15 protein-coding genes are annotated in these 15,863 nt (G+C 60.5%); 12 read left to right on the top strand and 3 right to left on the bottom strand.

What is annotated here, in order from left to right; all coding sequences use genetic code 11:
* The first annotated feature begins 1 nt into the window (after position 1).
* Positions 2-1,054, top strand: a complete 1,053-nt coding sequence (gene hisC / locus AR306_RS12265; protein WP_101497829.1) for a histidinol-phosphate transaminase — start codon at positions 2-4, stop codon at positions 1,052-1,054.
* 299 nt (positions 1,055-1,353) lie between these two features.
* On the top strand, positions 1,354-1,896 hold the full coding sequence (gene orn, locus AR306_RS12260) for an oligoribonuclease (protein ID WP_101497828.1): 543 nt from the start codon (positions 1,354-1,356) through the stop codon (positions 1,894-1,896).
* Between the two features lie 145 nt (positions 1,897-2,041).
* Here orn and queG read toward each other — a convergent pair whose 3' ends face one another.
* The gene (gene queG / locus AR306_RS12255) at positions 2,042-3,106 is read right to left on the bottom strand and encodes a tRNA epoxyqueuosine(34) reductase QueG (protein ID WP_101497827.1); all 1,065 of its coding nucleotides are present in this window, start codon (positions 3,104-3,106) and stop codon (positions 2,042-2,044) included.
* 94 nt (positions 3,107-3,200) lie between these two features.
* Here queG and tsaE point away from each other — a divergent pair, with 94 nt between their 5' ends.
* The 3 genes from tsaE to mutL all read left to right on the top strand — a co-directional run bounded on the left by tsaE (position 3,201) and on the right by mutL (position 7,255).
* On the top strand, positions 3,201-3,671 hold the full coding sequence (gene tsaE, locus AR306_RS12250) for a tRNA (adenosine(37)-N6)-threonylcarbamoyltransferase complex ATPase subunit type 1 TsaE (RefSeq protein WP_101497826.1): 471 nt from the start codon (positions 3,201-3,203) through the stop codon (positions 3,669-3,671).
* Positions 3,672-3,980: 309 nt separating this feature from the next.
* Positions 3,981-5,378: an N-acetylmuramoyl-L-alanine amidase gene (locus AR306_RS12245; RefSeq protein ID WP_101497825.1), complete on the top strand. Its 1,398-nt coding sequence runs from the start codon at positions 3,981-3,983 to the stop codon at positions 5,376-5,378.
* A complete protein-coding gene (gene mutL / locus AR306_RS12240; RefSeq protein WP_101497824.1) occupies positions 5,375-7,255 on the top strand; it encodes a DNA mismatch repair endonuclease MutL in 1,881 nt (626 codons plus the stop codon). The genes AR306_RS12245 and mutL overlap by 4 nt, the downstream gene beginning before the upstream one ends.
* An 84-nt stretch (positions 7,256-7,339) precedes the next feature.
* Here mutL and AR306_RS12235 read toward each other — a convergent pair whose 3' ends face one another.
* Both AR306_RS12235 and AR306_RS12230 read right to left on the bottom strand, forming a co-directional pair.
* Entirely contained in the window at positions 7,340-8,140 is an 801-nt protein-coding gene (locus AR306_RS12235) for an aldo/keto reductase (RefSeq protein ID WP_101497823.1), read from the bottom strand.
* Positions 8,137-9,315, bottom strand: a complete 1,179-nt coding sequence (locus AR306_RS12230; RefSeq protein ID WP_101497822.1) for an FAD-dependent oxidoreductase — start codon at positions 9,313-9,315, stop codon at positions 8,137-8,139. Before AR306_RS12230 ends, AR306_RS12235 begins: the two co-directional genes overlap by 4 nt.
* A gap of 181 nt (positions 9,316-9,496) precedes the next feature.
* Between AR306_RS12230 and AR306_RS12225 the strand changes: the two genes are divergently transcribed.
* The 7 genes from AR306_RS12225 to rimI all read left to right on the top strand — a co-directional run bounded on the left by AR306_RS12225 (position 9,497) and on the right by rimI (position 15,812).
* Positions 9,497-10,138 (top strand): LysE family translocator, encoded by a 642-nt coding sequence (locus AR306_RS12225; protein ID WP_101497821.1) that lies wholly within the window; start codon positions 9,497-9,499, stop codon positions 10,136-10,138.
* A 68-nt stretch (positions 10,139-10,206) separates the two neighbouring features.
* Positions 10,207-11,103, top strand: a complete 897-nt coding sequence (locus AR306_RS12220) for a DMT family transporter (RefSeq protein WP_101497820.1) — start codon at positions 10,207-10,209, stop codon at positions 11,101-11,103.
* 91 nt (positions 11,104-11,194) lie between these two features.
* Positions 11,195-12,472: a lipid IV(A) 3-deoxy-D-manno-octulosonic acid transferase gene (gene waaA, locus AR306_RS12215; protein WP_101497819.1), complete on the top strand. Its 1,278-nt coding sequence runs from the start codon at positions 11,195-11,197 to the stop codon at positions 12,470-12,472.
* 48 nt (positions 12,473-12,520) lie between these two features.
* Positions 12,521-12,787 carry a putative hemolysin gene (locus AR306_RS12210; RefSeq protein WP_101497818.1) on the top strand — a complete coding sequence of 89 codons (267 nt, stop codon included), beginning with the start codon at positions 12,521-12,523 and terminating at the stop codon, positions 12,785-12,787.
* Positions 12,788-12,922: 135 nt separating this feature from the next.
* Complete coding sequence (locus AR306_RS12205) at positions 12,923-14,473, top strand: 2-isopropylmalate synthase (protein ID WP_101497817.1); 1,551 nt, start codon at positions 12,923-12,925, stop codon at positions 14,471-14,473.
* A 15-nt stretch (positions 14,474-14,488) separates the two neighbouring features.
* Positions 14,489-15,346 (top strand): energy transducer TonB, encoded by an 858-nt coding sequence (locus AR306_RS12200; RefSeq protein ID WP_133539628.1) that lies wholly within the window; start codon positions 14,489-14,491, stop codon positions 15,344-15,346.
* On the top strand, positions 15,339-15,812 hold the full coding sequence (gene rimI / locus AR306_RS12195) for a ribosomal protein S18-alanine N-acetyltransferase (protein ID WP_101497815.1): 474 nt from the start codon (positions 15,339-15,341) through the stop codon (positions 15,810-15,812). The genes AR306_RS12200 and rimI overlap by 8 nt, the downstream gene beginning before the upstream one ends.
* Positions 15,813-15,863 lie beyond the last annotated feature (51 nt).

Raw genomic sequence — 15,863 nt, 5'->3', positions numbered from 1 at the left:
CATGAGCAAATTCTGGAGTCCGTTCGTACACGACCTGGTGCCCTATGTGCCGGGCGAGCAGCCGAAAATGACCAGGCTGGTAAAACTGAACACCAACGAAAACCCCTATGGTCCGTCACCCAGGGCGCTGGCGGCGATGCGCGAACAGGTCAGTGATGACCTGCGCCTGTATCCGGATCCCAATTGTGATCTGCTCAAGCAGGCAGTGGCCGATTACTACGGGGTAGAGCCCAGCCATGTGTTTGTCGGCAACGGCTCCGACGAAGTGCTGGCGCATGCCTTCCAGGCCTTCTTCCAGCAGGGCAAGCCGCTGCTGTTTCCGGATATCAGCTACAGCTTCTACCCGGTGTATTGCGGCCTGTACGGCGTCGAGCCAAAGCAGATTCCGCTGGACGAAAACTTTGCCATCGACCTGGACGATTACCGTCAGGACAACGGCGGCATCATTTTCCCCAACCCCAATGCGCCAACCGGTCGTCTGCTGACGCTGGATGCCATCGAACAGCTGCTACAGGCCAACACCGAAAGCCTGGTGCTGGTGGACGAAGCCTATATCGACTTTGGCGGCCAGAGTGCCATCGCACTGGTGGATCGTTACCCGAACCTGCTGGTGGTGCAGACCCTGTCGAAGTCACGCTCGCTGGCCGGTTTGCGTGTCGGTCTGGCCGTTGGTCAGCCGGAACTGATCGAAGCGCTGGAGCGGATCAAGAACAGCTTCAACTCCTACCCGCTGGACCGTGTCGCCCTGGCCGGTGCCGCCGCCTCCTTTGCCGATCGCGAGTATTTCGAGCAGACCTGCAACAGGGTGATCGCTAGCCGTGAGCAAATGACCGCTCAGCTGACAGCGCTGGGCTTCGAGGTGCTGCCGTCGGCAGCCAACTTCGTGTTTGCCCGCCACCCGCAGCAGGATGCCGGCGAGCTGGCCGCCAGGTTGCGCGAGCAGGGCATCATCGTGCGTCACTTCCGCCAGCCCCGCATTGAGCAGTTTTTGCGCATTACCGTGGGAACTGATGAGCAGAATGCCGAGCTGATTGAGGCTTTGTCAGGGATTTGACTTTTGCTTGGTGCACTGGGGCTTCGGTGATCTGAGGCTCGGGTGTATAAGCCAGTCCGGACTCCCATGCAAAACTGCGCTTACCAGCGGCAAAACAAGTTTGCCGCTGCCGCTAAGGTTTTGATGGAAGTCCGGACTGGCTTTTTTGTGCACCGCAGTGGGTGGGAGGGTGTGGCCCGACTTTGTCGGGCTGCTGTCGCGTGTTTGGTTTTGCATTGGGTGTTTTGGTTTGGTGCTGAAATATTTCCGGATGCTTTCGGGTAGAATGCGGGTGGTAAATATTTCAGTGGAACACCATCATGCAAAACAAAGAAAACCTGATCTGGATTGATCTGGAAATGACCGGGCTGGATACCGATAACGATCGCATCATCGAGATCGCTACCATCATCACCGACGCCCAGCTCAATGTGCTGGCCGAAGGCCCGGTAATGGCGATTCATCAGAGTGATGAAGTTCTGGCCGGCATGGATGAGTGGAACACCAACCAGCATGGCAAAAGCGGGCTGACCAAGCGCGTGCGTGAAAGCAGCATCAATGAAGCCGAAGCCGAAGCCAGAACCATCGAGTTCATCAAACAGTGGGTGCCGGCGGGTGCATCCCCCATATGTGGCAACAGCATCTGTCAGGACCGCCGCTTCCTGCATCGCTGCATGCCGCAGCTGGAAGCCTATTTCCACTACCGCAACCTGGATGTATCCAGTCTGAAAGAACTGGCCAAACGCTGGGCACCCGAGGTTGCCAAGGGCTTTCAGAAGGGCGATGTGCATCTGGCCATGGCCGACATCCGCGAGTCCATCGCCGAGCTGCAGTACTATCGCAAGCACCTGATGAACTGCTAGGCCTGCGCGTTTTTGTAGGTGCGAATTCATTCGCACAATACGGTCCCTCTGCAGGGGTGCACCGCTTTTGTAGGTGCTCATACGTTCGCACAGCGCCGTTGAGGTGTTTGTGTGCGAATGAATTCGCACCTACAGATGTTGCGGGCTACAGCACACCATGTCTTTTCAACGCCCATTCAACATGCTCGCGTACCAGTTCGCTGGGGTGGTCGCGACGAGCCTGCAAGGCTTCCAGCACGGGAATGGTCGAAGGGGCATTGCCCAGCCCGATGGCCAGGTTGCGCAACCAGCTTTCATAGCCGGCGCGGCGAATGGGCGAGCCTTCGGTGCGTTGCAGAAATTCCTCTTCCGTCCACATGAACAGTTCGGCCAGGTTGACATTGTCCAGCCCGTGCCGGGGCAGGAAATCCGTTTCCGCCGTCGGTTTGGCAAAGCGGTTCCATGGGCATACCAGCTGGCAGTCATCACAGCCAAACACCCGGTTGCCCATCAGCGGGCGCAGCTCCGGGTCGATGCTGCCCTTGTATTCAATGGTCAGATAAGAGATGCAGCGCCGTGCATCCAGCGTGTTGGCATCAACGAAGGCACTGGTCGGGCACAGGTCGAGGCAGGCCGTGCAGCTGCCACAGTGGTTGCGCGCCTGCTCCTGGTTGGCCGGCAGGGGGAAATCGATCAGGATTTCACCCAGAAAGAAAAAACTGCCTGCCTTGCGATTCAGGATCAACGTGTTTTTGCCGACCCAGCCCAGCCCGGCATTGCGGGCAAGCGCCTTCTCGAGCAGTGGCGCGCTATCGACGAACACGCGGTAGCCATAAGGGCCGATGGCTTCGGCAATGCGCTCGGCAAGTTTCTGCAGGCGCTTGCGCATCATCTTGTGATAGTCGCGACCCAGCGCGTAGCGGGAAATATAGGCGGCCTCGCCATCGGCCAGGCGTTGTATGGCGGCGGTGTCCCCCGGCAGATAGTCCATGCGAACACTGATCACGCTCAGCGTGCCGGGCACCAGTTCGCCGGGGCGGGCACGCAGCATGCCGTGCTTGTGCAGGTAATCCATGCCGCCGTGGTAACCGGCGTCGAGCCACTTTTGCAGATAATCCTCTTCTGCCGACAGATCGATGCTGCTGATGCCAGTCTGGGCAAAGCCCAGTTCGTGTGCCCAACCGGCAATCGAATCCAGCAGCTGTTCGGGGTCTATATTTTTCAATGGCATGGCAGAGAAGGCAGGGGATTACAGGTATAATGCCTCTTCGTCTGTGTAAAACGACACGGCAAGACAGGTCAACGGCGACAGGGGAGGGCCGGTATTGGCAGCGATCGAGTTTTTTTTGGCTGACGAAGCCGCTACTCTAGCGCTGGGTGCGCAGCTGGGTCAACAGAGCGCAGGCCGTGGCGTGATCTATCTGGAAGGCGATCTGGGCGCGGGCAAGACCACCCTGACTCGCGGGCTGTTGCGCAGCCTGGGCCATGCCGGTGCGGTAAAAAGCCCGACTTTCACTCTGGTTGAGCCCTATGAAATTGACGGGCTGAACATCTGGCATTTCGACCTCTATCGTCTGGCCGACCCGGAGGAGCTGGAGTTTCTCGGTATCCGGGATTATTTTGCTGCCGACGACCTGTGCATCATCGAGTGGCCGCAGCAGGGGCAGGGCGTTTTGCCCACGCCCGACTTGCGTATTACCATGGTGCCCGAGCTGGAAGGGCGACGTGCGCGGCTGGAACCCGGCACGCCAAGAGGCATCCAATGGTGCCAATCAGTTCTGCCGGGTGAGAGTTAAACAGTTTTGTACGAATGGCAAGCCCCCTTCTACAAGAGTGTGCCCTTTTGTAGGTGCGAATTTATTCGCACAGTACTGTAAGGGTGCTCCTGTACTCATCATGTACGGATGTACGAATAAATTCGTACCTGCAGAAGGATGCCACCAGATGCCGGAGCAAGTCACCCAGCGCCAAGTCGCAGGGTCCGTGTGAGCAGTAGCAATGGATTCTGCGACTTCACTTCGTTGCGCGCAGAATGACTGTATGAAGGGGCTTGCCCCTGAGAGCAAAATAATCCGTTTCCAACAACCAGCGGTAATGAGGTGAACATGCGACTGCGGTACTGGCTAACCTGTCTGGCGATCTGCCTGTTTGTACCCATGCAGGCCTGGGCGGCAGCGCAGATCAAAAGCGCACGCATCTGGCGTGCACCGGACAATACCCGGCTGGTGTTCGACCTGACCGGCCCGGTGGAACACAACGTGTTCAGCCTCGATAACCCCGAACGCATTGTCATTGACATCAAGTCGGCCGCGTTGCAGACAGACATCAAGAACATTCTGGCAACCAGCTCGCCACTGAAAGACGTGCGGGTCGGCAAAAAAGACAGCGAGCTGCGCATCGTGCTCGACATGAAGGCACGGGTGTATCCGAAAAGTTTTACTCTGGCTCCGAACCAGCAATATGGTCACCGTCTGGTGGTTGACCTGTTCGACAACGTCCAGGATCCGGTTGCCCAGGTAATCAAGCAGCAGCCGGAGGGAAAGCCGGTGGCTACTGTGACTCCGCCGGTACAAAAAGCACCGGCCGGTGGCCAGCGTGACGTGATCATCGCCATTGATGCCGGGCACGGCGGGGAAGACCCCGGCGCCATCGGTCCCGGCGGTTTGAAGGAAAAAGACGTGGTACTGGCCATTGCCCGCGAGTTGCAGCGCCAGATCAACGCCGAAAAGGGCTTCCGTGCCGAGCTGGTGCGCACCGGCGACTACTTCATCCCGCTGCGCCGGCGCACCGAGATTGCCCGGCAAAAAGGTGCCGACCTGTTTGTCTCGGTGCACGCCGATGCGGCGCCACGCTCTACCGCCTATGGCGCGTCCGTCTATGCCCTGTCTGACCGGGGAGCGACCTCGGAGACCGCCCGCTGGCTGGCAGACAGCGAAAACCGCTCCGACCTGATTGGCGGTACCGGCAATGTCACCCTGGGCGACAAGGACAAGGTACTGGCCGGCGTGCTGCTTGACCTGTCGATGACCGCCTCGCTGTCATCCAGTCTGGACGTCGGTCAGAAAGTTCTCAACCACATGGGCAAGATCACCCGCCTGCACAAGTCGCGGGTGGAGCAGGCGGCCTTCATGGTGCTGAAATCTCCCGATATCCCTTCGATCCTGGTGGAAACCGGTTTCATCACCAACCCGGAAGAGTCGCGCAAGCTGAACAACAAGTCGCATCAGCTGAGCATTGCCCGTTCGATCAATGCCGGTGTCAAACAGTTCTTCCAGATCAGCCCGCCGCCCGGTACCTGGCTGGCGGCCCAGCGTGATGCCGGCAAAACCGTGGTCGGTCCGCAGGAGCATGTGGTGCGCGCCGGCGAGAGCCTGTCGATGCTGGCGGCGCGTTATCAGGTGTCGCTGGTCGAGATCCGCGCGCTGAACAAGCTGAAAAGCGACGTGATCAAGGTTGGCCAGAAAATCCAGATCCCGGCACGCACCCTGGCGGCCCAGCCATGAGTCGGCCACGCAGCATCAACCTGCTCAGCCCGCGACTGGCCAACCAGATCGCCGCCGGGGAAGTGGTCGAGCGCCCGGCATCGGTGGCCAAGGAGCTGCTGGAAAATGCGCTGGATGCAGGCGCTACCCGCATCGAGCTGGACGTGGAAGAGGGTGGTGTCAAGTTGCTGCGCATCCGTGATGATGGTCACGGCATAGCCCACGACCAGCTGCCGCTGGCGCTGGCGCGTCATGCCACCAGCAAGATTGCCGAGCTGGCCGACCTGGAAGGCGTGCAAAGTCTGGGCTTTCGCGGCGAGGCACTGGCCTCGATCAGCTCGGTGGCCCGCCTGTGCCTGACTTCACGTACTGCCGATGCCGGTGAGGCCTGGCAGGTCGAGGCCGAGGGGCGTGACATGCAGCCCAGCGTACAGCCCGCCGCTCACCCGGTCGGCACCACGGTGCAGGTGCGTGACCTGTTTTACAACACACCGGCGCGGCGCAAGTTCCTGCGTACCGAAAAAACCGAATTCGACCGTTTGCAGGAAGTGGTGCGGCGCATGGCGTTGGCCCGTTTCGATGTGGCCTTCCATCTGCGTCACAACGGCCGGCAGGTGTTTGCCCTGCACAGTGCCGCCGAGGACAGCGCCCGCGCCCGCCGTATCGGCCAGTTGCTGGGTGACGGCTTTCTGGAACAGGCTCTGCCAATTGATGTCGAGCGCAACGGTTTACGCCTGTGGGGCTGGGTCGGTTTGCCGACCTTTTCACGTAGCCAGGCCGACATGCAATATTTCTACGTCAATGGCCGCATCGTGCGCGACAAACTGGTCGGCCATGCGGTGCGCCAGGCCTACCGTGATGTGCTCTACGGTGGCCGGCATCCGGCGTTTGTGCTCTATCTGGAGCTGGACCCGAATCTGGTTGATGTCAATGTGCACCCGACCAAACACGAAGTACGTTTTCGTGATGGTCGCACTGTGCACGACTTTCTCTATTCCACATTGAACCGCAGCCTGGCTGATGTGCGGCCCGGTGACGAGCTTGCGGCTCCGGCGGCCACGGCATCGCTGGAGTTACCCAAAGCCACCGGTCTGGCCGGTGGCGAGTTCGCTGGTCAGGCCGGGCTGGATTTGCGTGACGAGGTACTGACGCGTAGTGCGCCCTATGCCGGTAGTGCTGGTAGCAGCGGTGGTTTCTTCCGCCCGCAGGGCAGCACGCAACAGGCCGGTTTCGGTAGTGTTCAGAGCGGAGCTTATCAGGCCTTTACCGCGCCTCTGGGTGAAACCGGCCATCAGGTCGGCGAAGGGGAGCAGGTTCCGCCACTGGGTTATGCGCTGGCCCAGCTCAAGGGCATCTATATTCTTGCTGAAAACAGTCATGGTCTGGTGCTGGTCGACATGCACGCCGCCCATGAGCGGGTCATGTACGAGCGCCTGAAAACCGCCATGGCGGTCGAGGGGTTGAAAGGCCAGCCGCTGCTGGTGCCGCAAAGCATGGCCCTGAGCGAGCGGGAAGTGGATTGCGCCGAGGAGCACGCAGACTGGTTTGCACGGCTTGGTTTCGAGCTGCAGCGCATGGGTAGTGAAAGCCTGGCCATCCGCCAGATTCCCGCACTACTGAAACAGGCACAGGCAGAAAATCTGGTGCGTGATGTATTGGCTGATTTGATGGAATACGGTACCAGTGACCGCATCCAGGCGCACATCAACGAATTGCTGGCCACCATGTCCTGTCATGGCGCGATACGTGCCAACCGGCAGCTGACCCTGCCGGAAATGAATGCGCTGTTGCGTGACATGGAAATAACCGAACGCAGCGGCCAGTGCAACCATGGCCGCCCGACCTGGACCCAGCTCAATCTGGACGAGCTGGACAAACTGTTCTTGCGCGGCCGCTGAGTCTTTCCCGGCCTCAGGTCAGGATACCGGCGAGCTCAGTGCCGGCCTGAAGGCTTGTAGCCTGTGCGGAGTGCCGTAAAGACGTCAGCCGAGCACTGCTGCTACCTGTTCCACATTCTGGCGCAAATGACCGGGGTTGATGGTACCCACCACCGCACTGGTCACGCCGGGATGGCCGAATACCAGCTCGAAACTGGCACGGACCGGGTCGCGGCCCTCTGCCAGGCAGATGTGCCCGCTGGCCAGTGCCTTCTTGATCAGTATTCCCTTGCCATGGCTGGCGGCATAATCCAGCACCGGTTTTTCTTCCTGCTCGTTCAGGTTATAGGTGACCATGGCGCAGTCGCCCTGTTCCAGGGCCAGCAGCCCGCCTTCTACAGTCTTGCCGGAAAAACCGAACTGGCCGATCTTGCCTTCCTGCTTGAGTTTGGCCAGCTCGCTGTAGACCTCTTCCTGTTGCAGCACATGTACATCATTGCCGTCGGAGTGCACCAGTATCGCTTCGATGTGGTCGGTATTCAGCCGCTTGAGGCTGCGCTCGACGGAAAAGCGCGTGTGTGTGGCACTGAAATCAAAAGCCGACTGACCATCGATAAATTCCTCGCCCACCTTGCTGACGATCACCCAGTGCTGGCGCTGGCCCTTGAGCAGCTTGCCCAGACGTTCTTCGCTGATGCCATAGGCCGGTGCGGTGTCGAGCAGGTTGATGCCCAGGTCACGGGCAAGGGCCAGCAGCTCAAGGGCGCTCTTGTCGTCCGGCAGTTCGAAGCCGGACGGGTACTTCACGCCTTGGTTGCGGCCGAGTTTGACCGTGCCCAGGCCAAGTGGAGAAACCAGCGGGCCGTTGCTGCCGAAGTGGCGATAAAAGTCGTGCAAAGAACTCATGCGAACAAATGCTCCCAGGGGGCCAGACCCATCGGCGGGCGTGGCAGTGAATCATGGTCGGAATGCTGGCCGGGGCGGATGCCCTGTTTGTCGAGTTTGGTCAGCACGCGATCGGCAAGGTCCGGGGCCAGGGCCAGCTTGGTTGGCCAGGCAGTCCAGAGGTTGCCATTGTTGGTGGCGAGAAAGGCGTTGTCAGGTCGCACCAGACCACTTTGTGCCGGCTCGGCGCGGTTGATACGCAGGGTGCGCCACTGCAATGCGGACTGGTCCAGCCAGGGCATCAAGGTGCGCAGCTCGTTTTGGGCAAAGGAAATTTGTGCTGCTTCATCACGCGCCACACCATCGGCTTCGGCCAGGTTGCCGCCAAGGTACCAGGCCCACTGGCCGTTCGGCACCGGATGGGTGGTGATGGTGATGCGTGGCTTGCTGCCGCCGCCCAGGCAGTGGGCGTAAATGGGCTTGAGCGCCTCGCCCTTGACTACCACCATGTGCAGCGGTCGCAACTGCTGTTTTGGTTGTTGTTGGCCAAAATGCTGCAGCAGCTGTTCTGTACCTTCGCCGGCGCAGAGCACGATCTTCTGTGCATGGATGCGGTAATCGCCAACTTGCAGTGCCTGCAGCTGGCCGTCGACAACCTCGGGCTGGATATCCGGCGCATGCAGCAGACTGTTGCCGGCCTGTTCTGCCAGGGTGCGCATCAGGCTGGGCACATCGAACACCAGCTCGGCCAGCCGGTAGACCTTGCCGCGAAACTTGGGGTGTTGCAGGGCAGGGGGCAACTCACTGCCGGTCACGCCATCCACCCGGCCACGCATCGCCTTGCTGGCAAAGAAGCTGGTCAGGTTGCCGGCCACGGTGCCGGGCGACCACAGGTAGTGCGCTTCGGACAACAGTCGCACTCCACGCAGATCCAGCTCGCCATTGCCGTCCAGTGCCGCCCGCCAGCGTGCCGGCATGTCGGCAATCGCCTCGGACGAGCCGGTCAGCGCACCCTGTAGCGCATATTTGGTGCCGCCATGGATGATGCCCTGCGAGCACAGGCTCTGCACTCCACCCAGCTGTGTCCGTTCCAGCAGCAATGTGTTGAAACCCTCCCGACGCAGGCGGGCGTTCAGCCACAGGCCGGCAATGCCGCCGCCGATGATGGCAATGTCTGTATTGAGCTGGGTGGGCATGGCGTTCCTTGAAACTGCAGGTAAACAGGCTTGGCAGTATAGCGAAAAGCCAAGGCTCTTGTTGCCGGCTGTTGCGGTCTTTCTGTTGCTCAGCCGCTACAATGCGCGACCCGGCCGGACATGCCCGGGTTGAATTGTTTTAACGGGGGGCCGGCTCTGATAACCGGTAACAGGTGAAGTGATGGGAGAGTTTTTTGCACTGGCGGTGATTCATTTTCTGGCTGTAGTAGCACCCGGGCCGGACTTTGCCGTGACGATTCGCCAGAGCCTGCGCCATGGTCGTCCTGCAGGCGTGGCGACGGCGCTTGGCATTGGGGCCGGCATTTCGGTGCACGTGGTGTATACCCTGCTGGGCGTGGGTGCCCTGATGCATGCCACACCATGGCTTCTGGGAGTGGCCGGGCTGGTTGGTGGCCTTTACCTGTTGTATCTGGGACAGCTGTTTATCCGGCAGGCGGGAAAACAGGGCGCAGAGCTGACCGTAGATACGGAAAGTGGTAGCGCAGCTGGCGGGTTTCGCCCGGGATTCATGCTGGGCTTCCTGACCAATGCTACCAATCCCAAGGCCACCCTGTTTTTCCTGGCGGTGTTTACCACGGTGGTGAGCGCTTCCACACCGCTGCATACACAGCTGTTGTATGGGCTCTGGATGTGTGTAGTCAATGCAGGCTGGTTTGTGCTGGTTAGCCTGATGTTTTCCACCCCCGCCATCCGTGAGCGTTTTTTGCGGACTGCAGTGGTGTTTGAACGCCTGACGGGACTGGTGCTGATCATATTTTCGGTGAAGCTGCTGTGGAGCTTTACTGGCTATCTGTTCGTTTGAAAACACTATCATTTTTTGGGCAAACCGCCGATAGTGCCGCACGATTTGCTGATTGAAGGAGCCCGGTTATGCCATCGGCTTTTGCCAAAGGAACGCTATTTGCCCTGTCAGCGGCGGCGCTGAATGCGACCATCGGAGTGATCAGCAAGGTGCTGATGAGCAGCGGTTATGCGGCCAGCAGTGTGGCGTTGATCAAGACGGTGCTGGGCTGCGTACTGTTGTCTGTGTTGCTGCTGTTTTTGCGCAAACAACCGGCCAGCCGTGCCCGCTGGGGGCAGGCGGCGATTTGTGCGTTCCTGGGCATCTTTGTGCTGTTCCATTTTGAAACGGCGGCTTACCAGCATTACGCAGCGGCGGGTGTAGTGGTGGTGCTGATGGCCAGTGCGGCGCTGTCTGCTGTGCTGCTGGGGCGGATGGTTCTGGGCGATGCCATTACCGCCAATGCCTTGCTGGGCGCAGGCTTTGCCATTGCCGGCATAGTGGTCATTTTCGCTGCCGACCTGCAGCAGGGTTTTAATTTGCAGGGTGTGATGCTGGCAGCGGTGGCCGGTTGCGGCTACGGGGTCTTTTCGGTGGCGATGAAAAAGATGCGGGTATCGGGCGGGCTGTACCTGACCCGTCAGCTGTTGCTGTTTGGCAGTTTGTTTCTGTTGATGCCGGCTGCCGCAGACGGCTTTGCCATGGGCGAACTGACAGTGCTGGCAGTCGCCGCCTTGCTGGCGCTGGCAACTTTGCCGACCATTCTCGGCTTTTTCTGTACGACCAAGGCCATCGAGCACCTCAAGCCCTCACAGGTGCAGGCGCTGGAACTGACCGAACCCCTGTTTGCCGCCGTACTGGCGTTTGTGGTGCTCAATGAGGTGCCACGCGATAGCCTGTATGCCGGTGCCGTGTTGATCGTGATCGGGCTGTGCTTCTCGAACGAGCTGATCGGTACCGGAAAAGCTCGGCAGACTGGCCTGTAACCCGGTGGGGTGGAGTACCTTGCCCGTCGCGCATGCGACACACAAGCCTTAACACATGGACAGCCACCTTGCCCCCACCTAAAATGCGGCGATGAATAGATCCCTGTACAGTCTGCTGTTTTATCTTGGCCTGCCCCTGATTGCGTTGCGCCTTTGGTGGCGTGGGCGCAAGGCGCCGGCCTATCGCCAGCGTATCGGTGAGCGCTTTGCGCTGGACCTGCCGCAGTTTCGCCAGGGCGGTATCTGGCTGCATGCGGTGTCGGTGGGCGAAAGCATCGCCGCCGCTCCCGTGGTGCGGGCGTTGCAGCAGCGCTATCCGGATCTGCCGATCACCATCACGTGCATGACGCCGACCGGCTCCGAACGCATCCGTTCGATGTTCGGTGACAGCGTACAGCACTGTTATCTGCCTTATGATCTGCCGTGCCGTGCGCGCAAGTTTCTGACTGCCCTGAAGCCGGCGGTGGGCATCGTGATGGAGACCGAACTGTGGCCCAATCACATTGACCAGTGCGCGTGCATGGGTATTCCGGTGGTACTGGCCAATGCGCGGCTGTCAGAACGTTCGGCACGCGGCTATGCGCGTTTCCCGAAACTGGTCGGGCCCATGCTGGCGCAGCTGTCCGGCATCGCGGTGCAGACGCAGGCCGAGGCGCAGCGTTTTCTTGAACTGGGTGCGCGACCGGAGGCAGTGCAGGTGACCGGTTCGATCAAGTTTGATCTGCAGATCAAGCCGGAGCTGTTGCAGCAGGCGCAGGCATTGCGTGAGCAGTGGCAGCTGGACAGCCGCCAGGTGTGGATTGCCGGCAGCACCCACGAAGGCGAGGATCTGCTGGTGCTGGAAGCGCACAAGCAGCTGCTGCAGGGTTTCCCCAAGGCTCTGCTGATTCTGGTGCCACGTCATCCCGAGCGGTTTGATGTTGCCCATCGCCTGTGTCTGGCGCAGCAGCTCGATGTGGTGCGCCGCTCCTCCGGCGAGGCGGTGACGCCCGCTACCAGGGTGCTGCTGGGCGATACCATGGGCGAGATGCTGCTGCTGTATGCGCTGGCAGATGTAGCGCTGGTGGGCGGCAGTCTGGTGCCCCATGGCGGTCATAATCTGCTCGAGCCGGTCGCACTGGGCAAGCCGGTGCTGTCGGGGCCGCATGTGTTCAATTTTCTGGAGATCGCCCGCCAGATGCGTGAGGCCAATGCCCTGCGTGAAGTGAAGAGCGATCGCGAGATTGCCACGGCGGTGGCCCGCTTGTGGACTGACAAGGGTGCCTGTCAGGCCATGCAGGACGCCGGGCAGCAGGTGCTCAAGGCCAATCAGGGTGCGCTGGAACGTTTGCTGTTGCTGATTTCGGGTTTTCTTGAGCCATCGCACTAACTGCCCGTTGCCACTGGTCACCGTAAAATAACTACACAGGAAGAAACCATGAAAATCTGTTTTGCCAAAAGCGGCACTATCGTCGCCGCTGCATTGCCCCTGTTGCTGATCAGCGGTTGCAGCAGTCATGACAGCGGCATTGCACCTCCGCCGACCGTAAAACTGGCCAACCCGGCCTCTGTCTACTGTGTGGAACTGGGTGGACGGCTGGAAATCATTCGCAACCAGCAGGGCGACCGGGGGCTGTGTCATCTGCCTGACGGCAGTGCCATTGACGAGTGGGAGTTGTTTCGCCGCGATTATCGGCAAGAATAGGTACACAAAGCACATCTGTCAGCAGTCTGAACAGGCCATTGCCGACAAAAGGCGTGCGTGGCCTCGGCTGGCTGCTGTGCTATATTTGCCCGCATTCACAACAAGACTATTCCGGCCTGACCGAGGAGAACTCTGATGAGCAGCAACGATCGTGTCATCATTTTTGATACCACCTTGCGTGATGGTGAGCAGAGCCCTGGCGCATCCATGACCAAGGATGAAAAACTGCGCATCGCCAAGGCGCTGGAGCGCATGAAGGTTGACGTGATCGAGGCCGGTTTTGCCATTGCCAGCCCGGGCGACTTCGATGCGGTCAAGACCATTGCCGATACCATCAAGGACAGCACCATCTGCAGCCTGTCGCGTGCGCTGGATGCCGACATCGAGCGTGCCGGTGAAGCGCTGGCCGGTGCCAACTCCGGTCGTATCCATACCTTCATCGCCACCAGTCCGATCCACATGGAATACAAGCTGCGCATGCAGCCGGACCAGGTGGTGGAGCAGGCGGTGCGGGCGGTGAAAAAAGCCCGCAACCTGTGCGACGATGTCGAGTTTTCCTGTGAGGATGCCGGCCGCAGCGAGCTGGACTTCCTCTGCCGTATCGTCGAAGCGGCGATTGATGCCGGTGCCCGCACCATCAACATCCCCGACACCGTCGGCTACGCCATTCCGCACCAGTATGCCGAGCTGATCCGCCAGCTGATCGAGCGCGTGCCCAACTCCGACAAGGCGATTTTCTCTGTGCATTGCCACAACGACCTCGGCCTGGCCGTGGCCAACTCGCTGGCGGCGGTGGTGGCCGGAGCGCGTCAGGTGGAGTGCACCATCAACGGGCTGGGCGAGCGTGCCGGTAACGCCGCGCTGGAAGAGATCGTCATGGCGATCAGGACCCGCGAGGATCTGCTCAAGGTGCACACCCGCATCGATACCACCCAGATTCTCAGCACTTCGCGCATGGTGTCCGGTATCACCGGCTTCCCGGTGCAGCCGAACAAGGCGATCGTCGGTGCCAACGCCTTTGCCCACGAGTCCGGCATTCACCAGGACGGCGTGCTCAAGCATCGCGAAACCTACGAGATCATGTCTGCCGAATCGGTGGGCTGGAACGCCAACAAGATGGTGCTGGGCAAGCACTCCGGTCGCAACGCCTTCCGCAGCCGCCTGCAGGAGCTGGGCATCGAGCTGGCCAGCGAGAGCGAGCTGAATGCCGCCTTTGCCCGTTTCAAGGATCTGGCCGACAAGAAGCACGAGATCTTCGATGAAGACCTGCAGGCGCTGGTGACCGACACCCAGAACGAGGAAGTCACCGAGCATTACAAACTGGTCAGCCTGGAAGTGGCGAGCAAGACCGGTGAAGTGCCACAGGCCGAACTGGTACTGTTGGTGGATGGCGAGGAAGTGCGTGCCAGCGAACAGGGCTCCGGACCGGTCGATGCCGCCTTCAAGGCCATCGAATCCGTTGCCCAGTCCGGCTCCACCCTGCAGCTGTACTCGGTCAACGCCATCACCCAGGGTACCGACTCCCAGGGCGAGGTGACTGTGCGTCTGGAGCGTGCCGGCCGTATCGTCAACGGCAATGGTGCCGACACCGACATCGTGGTGGCTTCCGTCAAGGCCTATCTGCATGCGCTGAACCTGATGCAGTGCGGTGTTGCCCGCGCTCACCCGCAAGTGGGCGGCATCTGATCGATGGAGCAGGCCGTGCAGGAACAGGAGGTTCGCCGTCAGGCGATGCTGCGGGTGATGGGCCTGGAGGTCTGGTTGCCACGCCAGTCTTTGCCGTACGCTCCTGCATCGAGCCCGTTGTTGCTTGACTGGCAGCTGCCCGGGCCGGTGATAACACCTCAAGGCACGACTGTCCGGGATCGGCAGCCGGAGCGGCCAGTACCGGCAACAGGCGGGCAGCAGACGGTTGCGCCGGCTAGCGCTGGCAATGTCCAAGCTTCCTTGCAGCAGGTGCGCCAGTCGCTGGAGGCAGGCGACAAGCCGGTGGCTGCGCCGGCTACCGCCAGGGCTGAAGCTGCTGCTGTGGCGGTGCCTGTAGCGCCAGTCGCAGAGCCGGTCAGGATTCCCCGTTTCAGTCTGCAGTTGTTGCGCAGTGGCCCTTGCCTGCTGCTGGCCGACCTGCCACTGGGCGAGGCATTTCAGTCCAGCGATCCGGATTTCCAGTTGCTGCGGGATATCGTGCGGGCCGCCGGCCTGCCGGTTGACTTGCAGCCCTTGCGGCAGGGCGAACCGATCCGCTGGCCGCTGCTGACGGCCGGCCAGCTGGCCGGTAGCCAGGATGCAGCTGCGGCCCGGGCCTGTGTGCGTGATCTGCTGGAATTCGAGTGCAGTCGTGCTCCGGTCGGCTTTGTCTGGTTGCTGGGCCCGCGAGCGATGGCGTTTGCCAATCAGGAAGACGCAGATGCCGAGCTGTTTTCGCTGACGGCATTCCAGTCCGGCATCCGCTTCTGGAACCTGCCCGCATTGGAGCAGTTGATGCAGGAACGTTCGCTCAAGCCCTTGCTATGGCAGCACATGCAAAAACTGATGGCGCACTGGAGCGGCCATGCCTGAGACTCTCCTGTTCAGGCCGATGACGGCGGACGACCTGGATGCGGTAGTGAGCATCGAGCGGCAGGCGTTCAGCCATCCGTGGTCCCGCCGGCTATATGAAGATGCGCTGGGCAGCTATCAGTGTCATGTGCTGGAGCAGAATGACCGGCATCTGGGGCATGTGGTCATGCAGTACATTGTCGACGAGGCCCACCTGCTGAATATCGTGATTGCTGTTGAGCAGCAGGGGCGGGGGCTGGGCAGCCGTTTACTCGAGCTTGCCCTGGACGAGGCCCGCAGGCGGGAATGCCGCAGCTGTTTTCTGGAAGTGCGTGAATCCAATGGTGCCGCGTACGCTTTATATGAACGGCATGGCTTCAATGAAATTGACCGGCGGCGCAATTACTACCCGACCGCTGCAGGACACGAGGATGCGCTGGTCATGGTCTGTACCCTGGCTGCCGACTGGCCACCAGAATTTGTGTGACCCGTCACAGATGGATGTGGTCACACCAATGTATTTGCAACTCAAACAGGA

This window comes from Thiopseudomonas denitrificans, assembly GCF_002866065.1.
Classification (GTDB): domain Bacteria; phylum Pseudomonadota; class Gammaproteobacteria; order Pseudomonadales; family Pseudomonadaceae; genus Thiopseudomonas; species Thiopseudomonas denitrificans.
Note: the sequence above shows the minus strand (reverse complement) of the source record. Positions and strands in the feature narration are given on the sequence as shown.

What these genes read in the sequence shown, in the direction of transcription:
- hisC (WP_101497829.1), top strand. Translation starts at nt 2, where the DNA reads ATGAGCAAATTCTGGAGTCCGTTCGTACACGACCTGGTGCCCTATGTG.
- orn (WP_101497828.1), top strand. Translation starts at nt 1,354, where the DNA reads ATGCAAAACAAAGAAAACCTGATCTGGATTGATCTGGAAATGACCGGG.
- queG (WP_101497827.1), bottom strand. Translation starts at nt 3,106, where the DNA reads ATGCCATTGAAAAATATAGACCCCGAACAGCTGCTGGATTCGATTGCC.
- AR306_RS12245 (WP_101497825.1), top strand. Translation starts at nt 3,981, where the DNA reads ATGCGACTGCGGTACTGGCTAACCTGTCTGGCGATCTGCCTGTTTGTA.
- mutL (WP_101497824.1), top strand. Translation starts at nt 5,375, where the DNA reads ATGAGTCGGCCACGCAGCATCAACCTGCTCAGCCCGCGACTGGCCAAC.
- AR306_RS12235 (WP_101497823.1), bottom strand. Translation starts at nt 8,140, where the DNA reads ATGAGTTCTTTGCACGACTTTTATCGCCACTTCGGCAGCAACGGCCCG.
- AR306_RS12230 (WP_101497822.1), bottom strand. Translation starts at nt 9,315, where the DNA reads ATGCCCACCCAGCTCAATACAGACATTGCCATCATCGGCGGCGGCATT.
- AR306_RS12225 (WP_101497821.1), top strand. Translation starts at nt 9,497, where the DNA reads ATGGGAGAGTTTTTTGCACTGGCGGTGATTCATTTTCTGGCTGTAGTA.
- AR306_RS12220 (WP_101497820.1), top strand. Translation starts at nt 10,207, where the DNA reads ATGCCATCGGCTTTTGCCAAAGGAACGCTATTTGCCCTGTCAGCGGCG.
- waaA (WP_101497819.1), top strand. Translation starts at nt 11,195, where the DNA reads ATGAATAGATCCCTGTACAGTCTGCTGTTTTATCTTGGCCTGCCCCTG.
- AR306_RS12210 (WP_101497818.1), top strand. Translation starts at nt 12,521, where the DNA reads ATGAAAATCTGTTTTGCCAAAAGCGGCACTATCGTCGCCGCTGCATTG.
- AR306_RS12205 (WP_101497817.1), top strand. Translation starts at nt 12,923, where the DNA reads ATGAGCAGCAACGATCGTGTCATCATTTTTGATACCACCTTGCGTGAT.
- rimI (WP_101497815.1), top strand. Translation starts at nt 15,339, where the DNA reads ATGCCTGAGACTCTCCTGTTCAGGCCGATGACGGCGGACGACCTGGAT.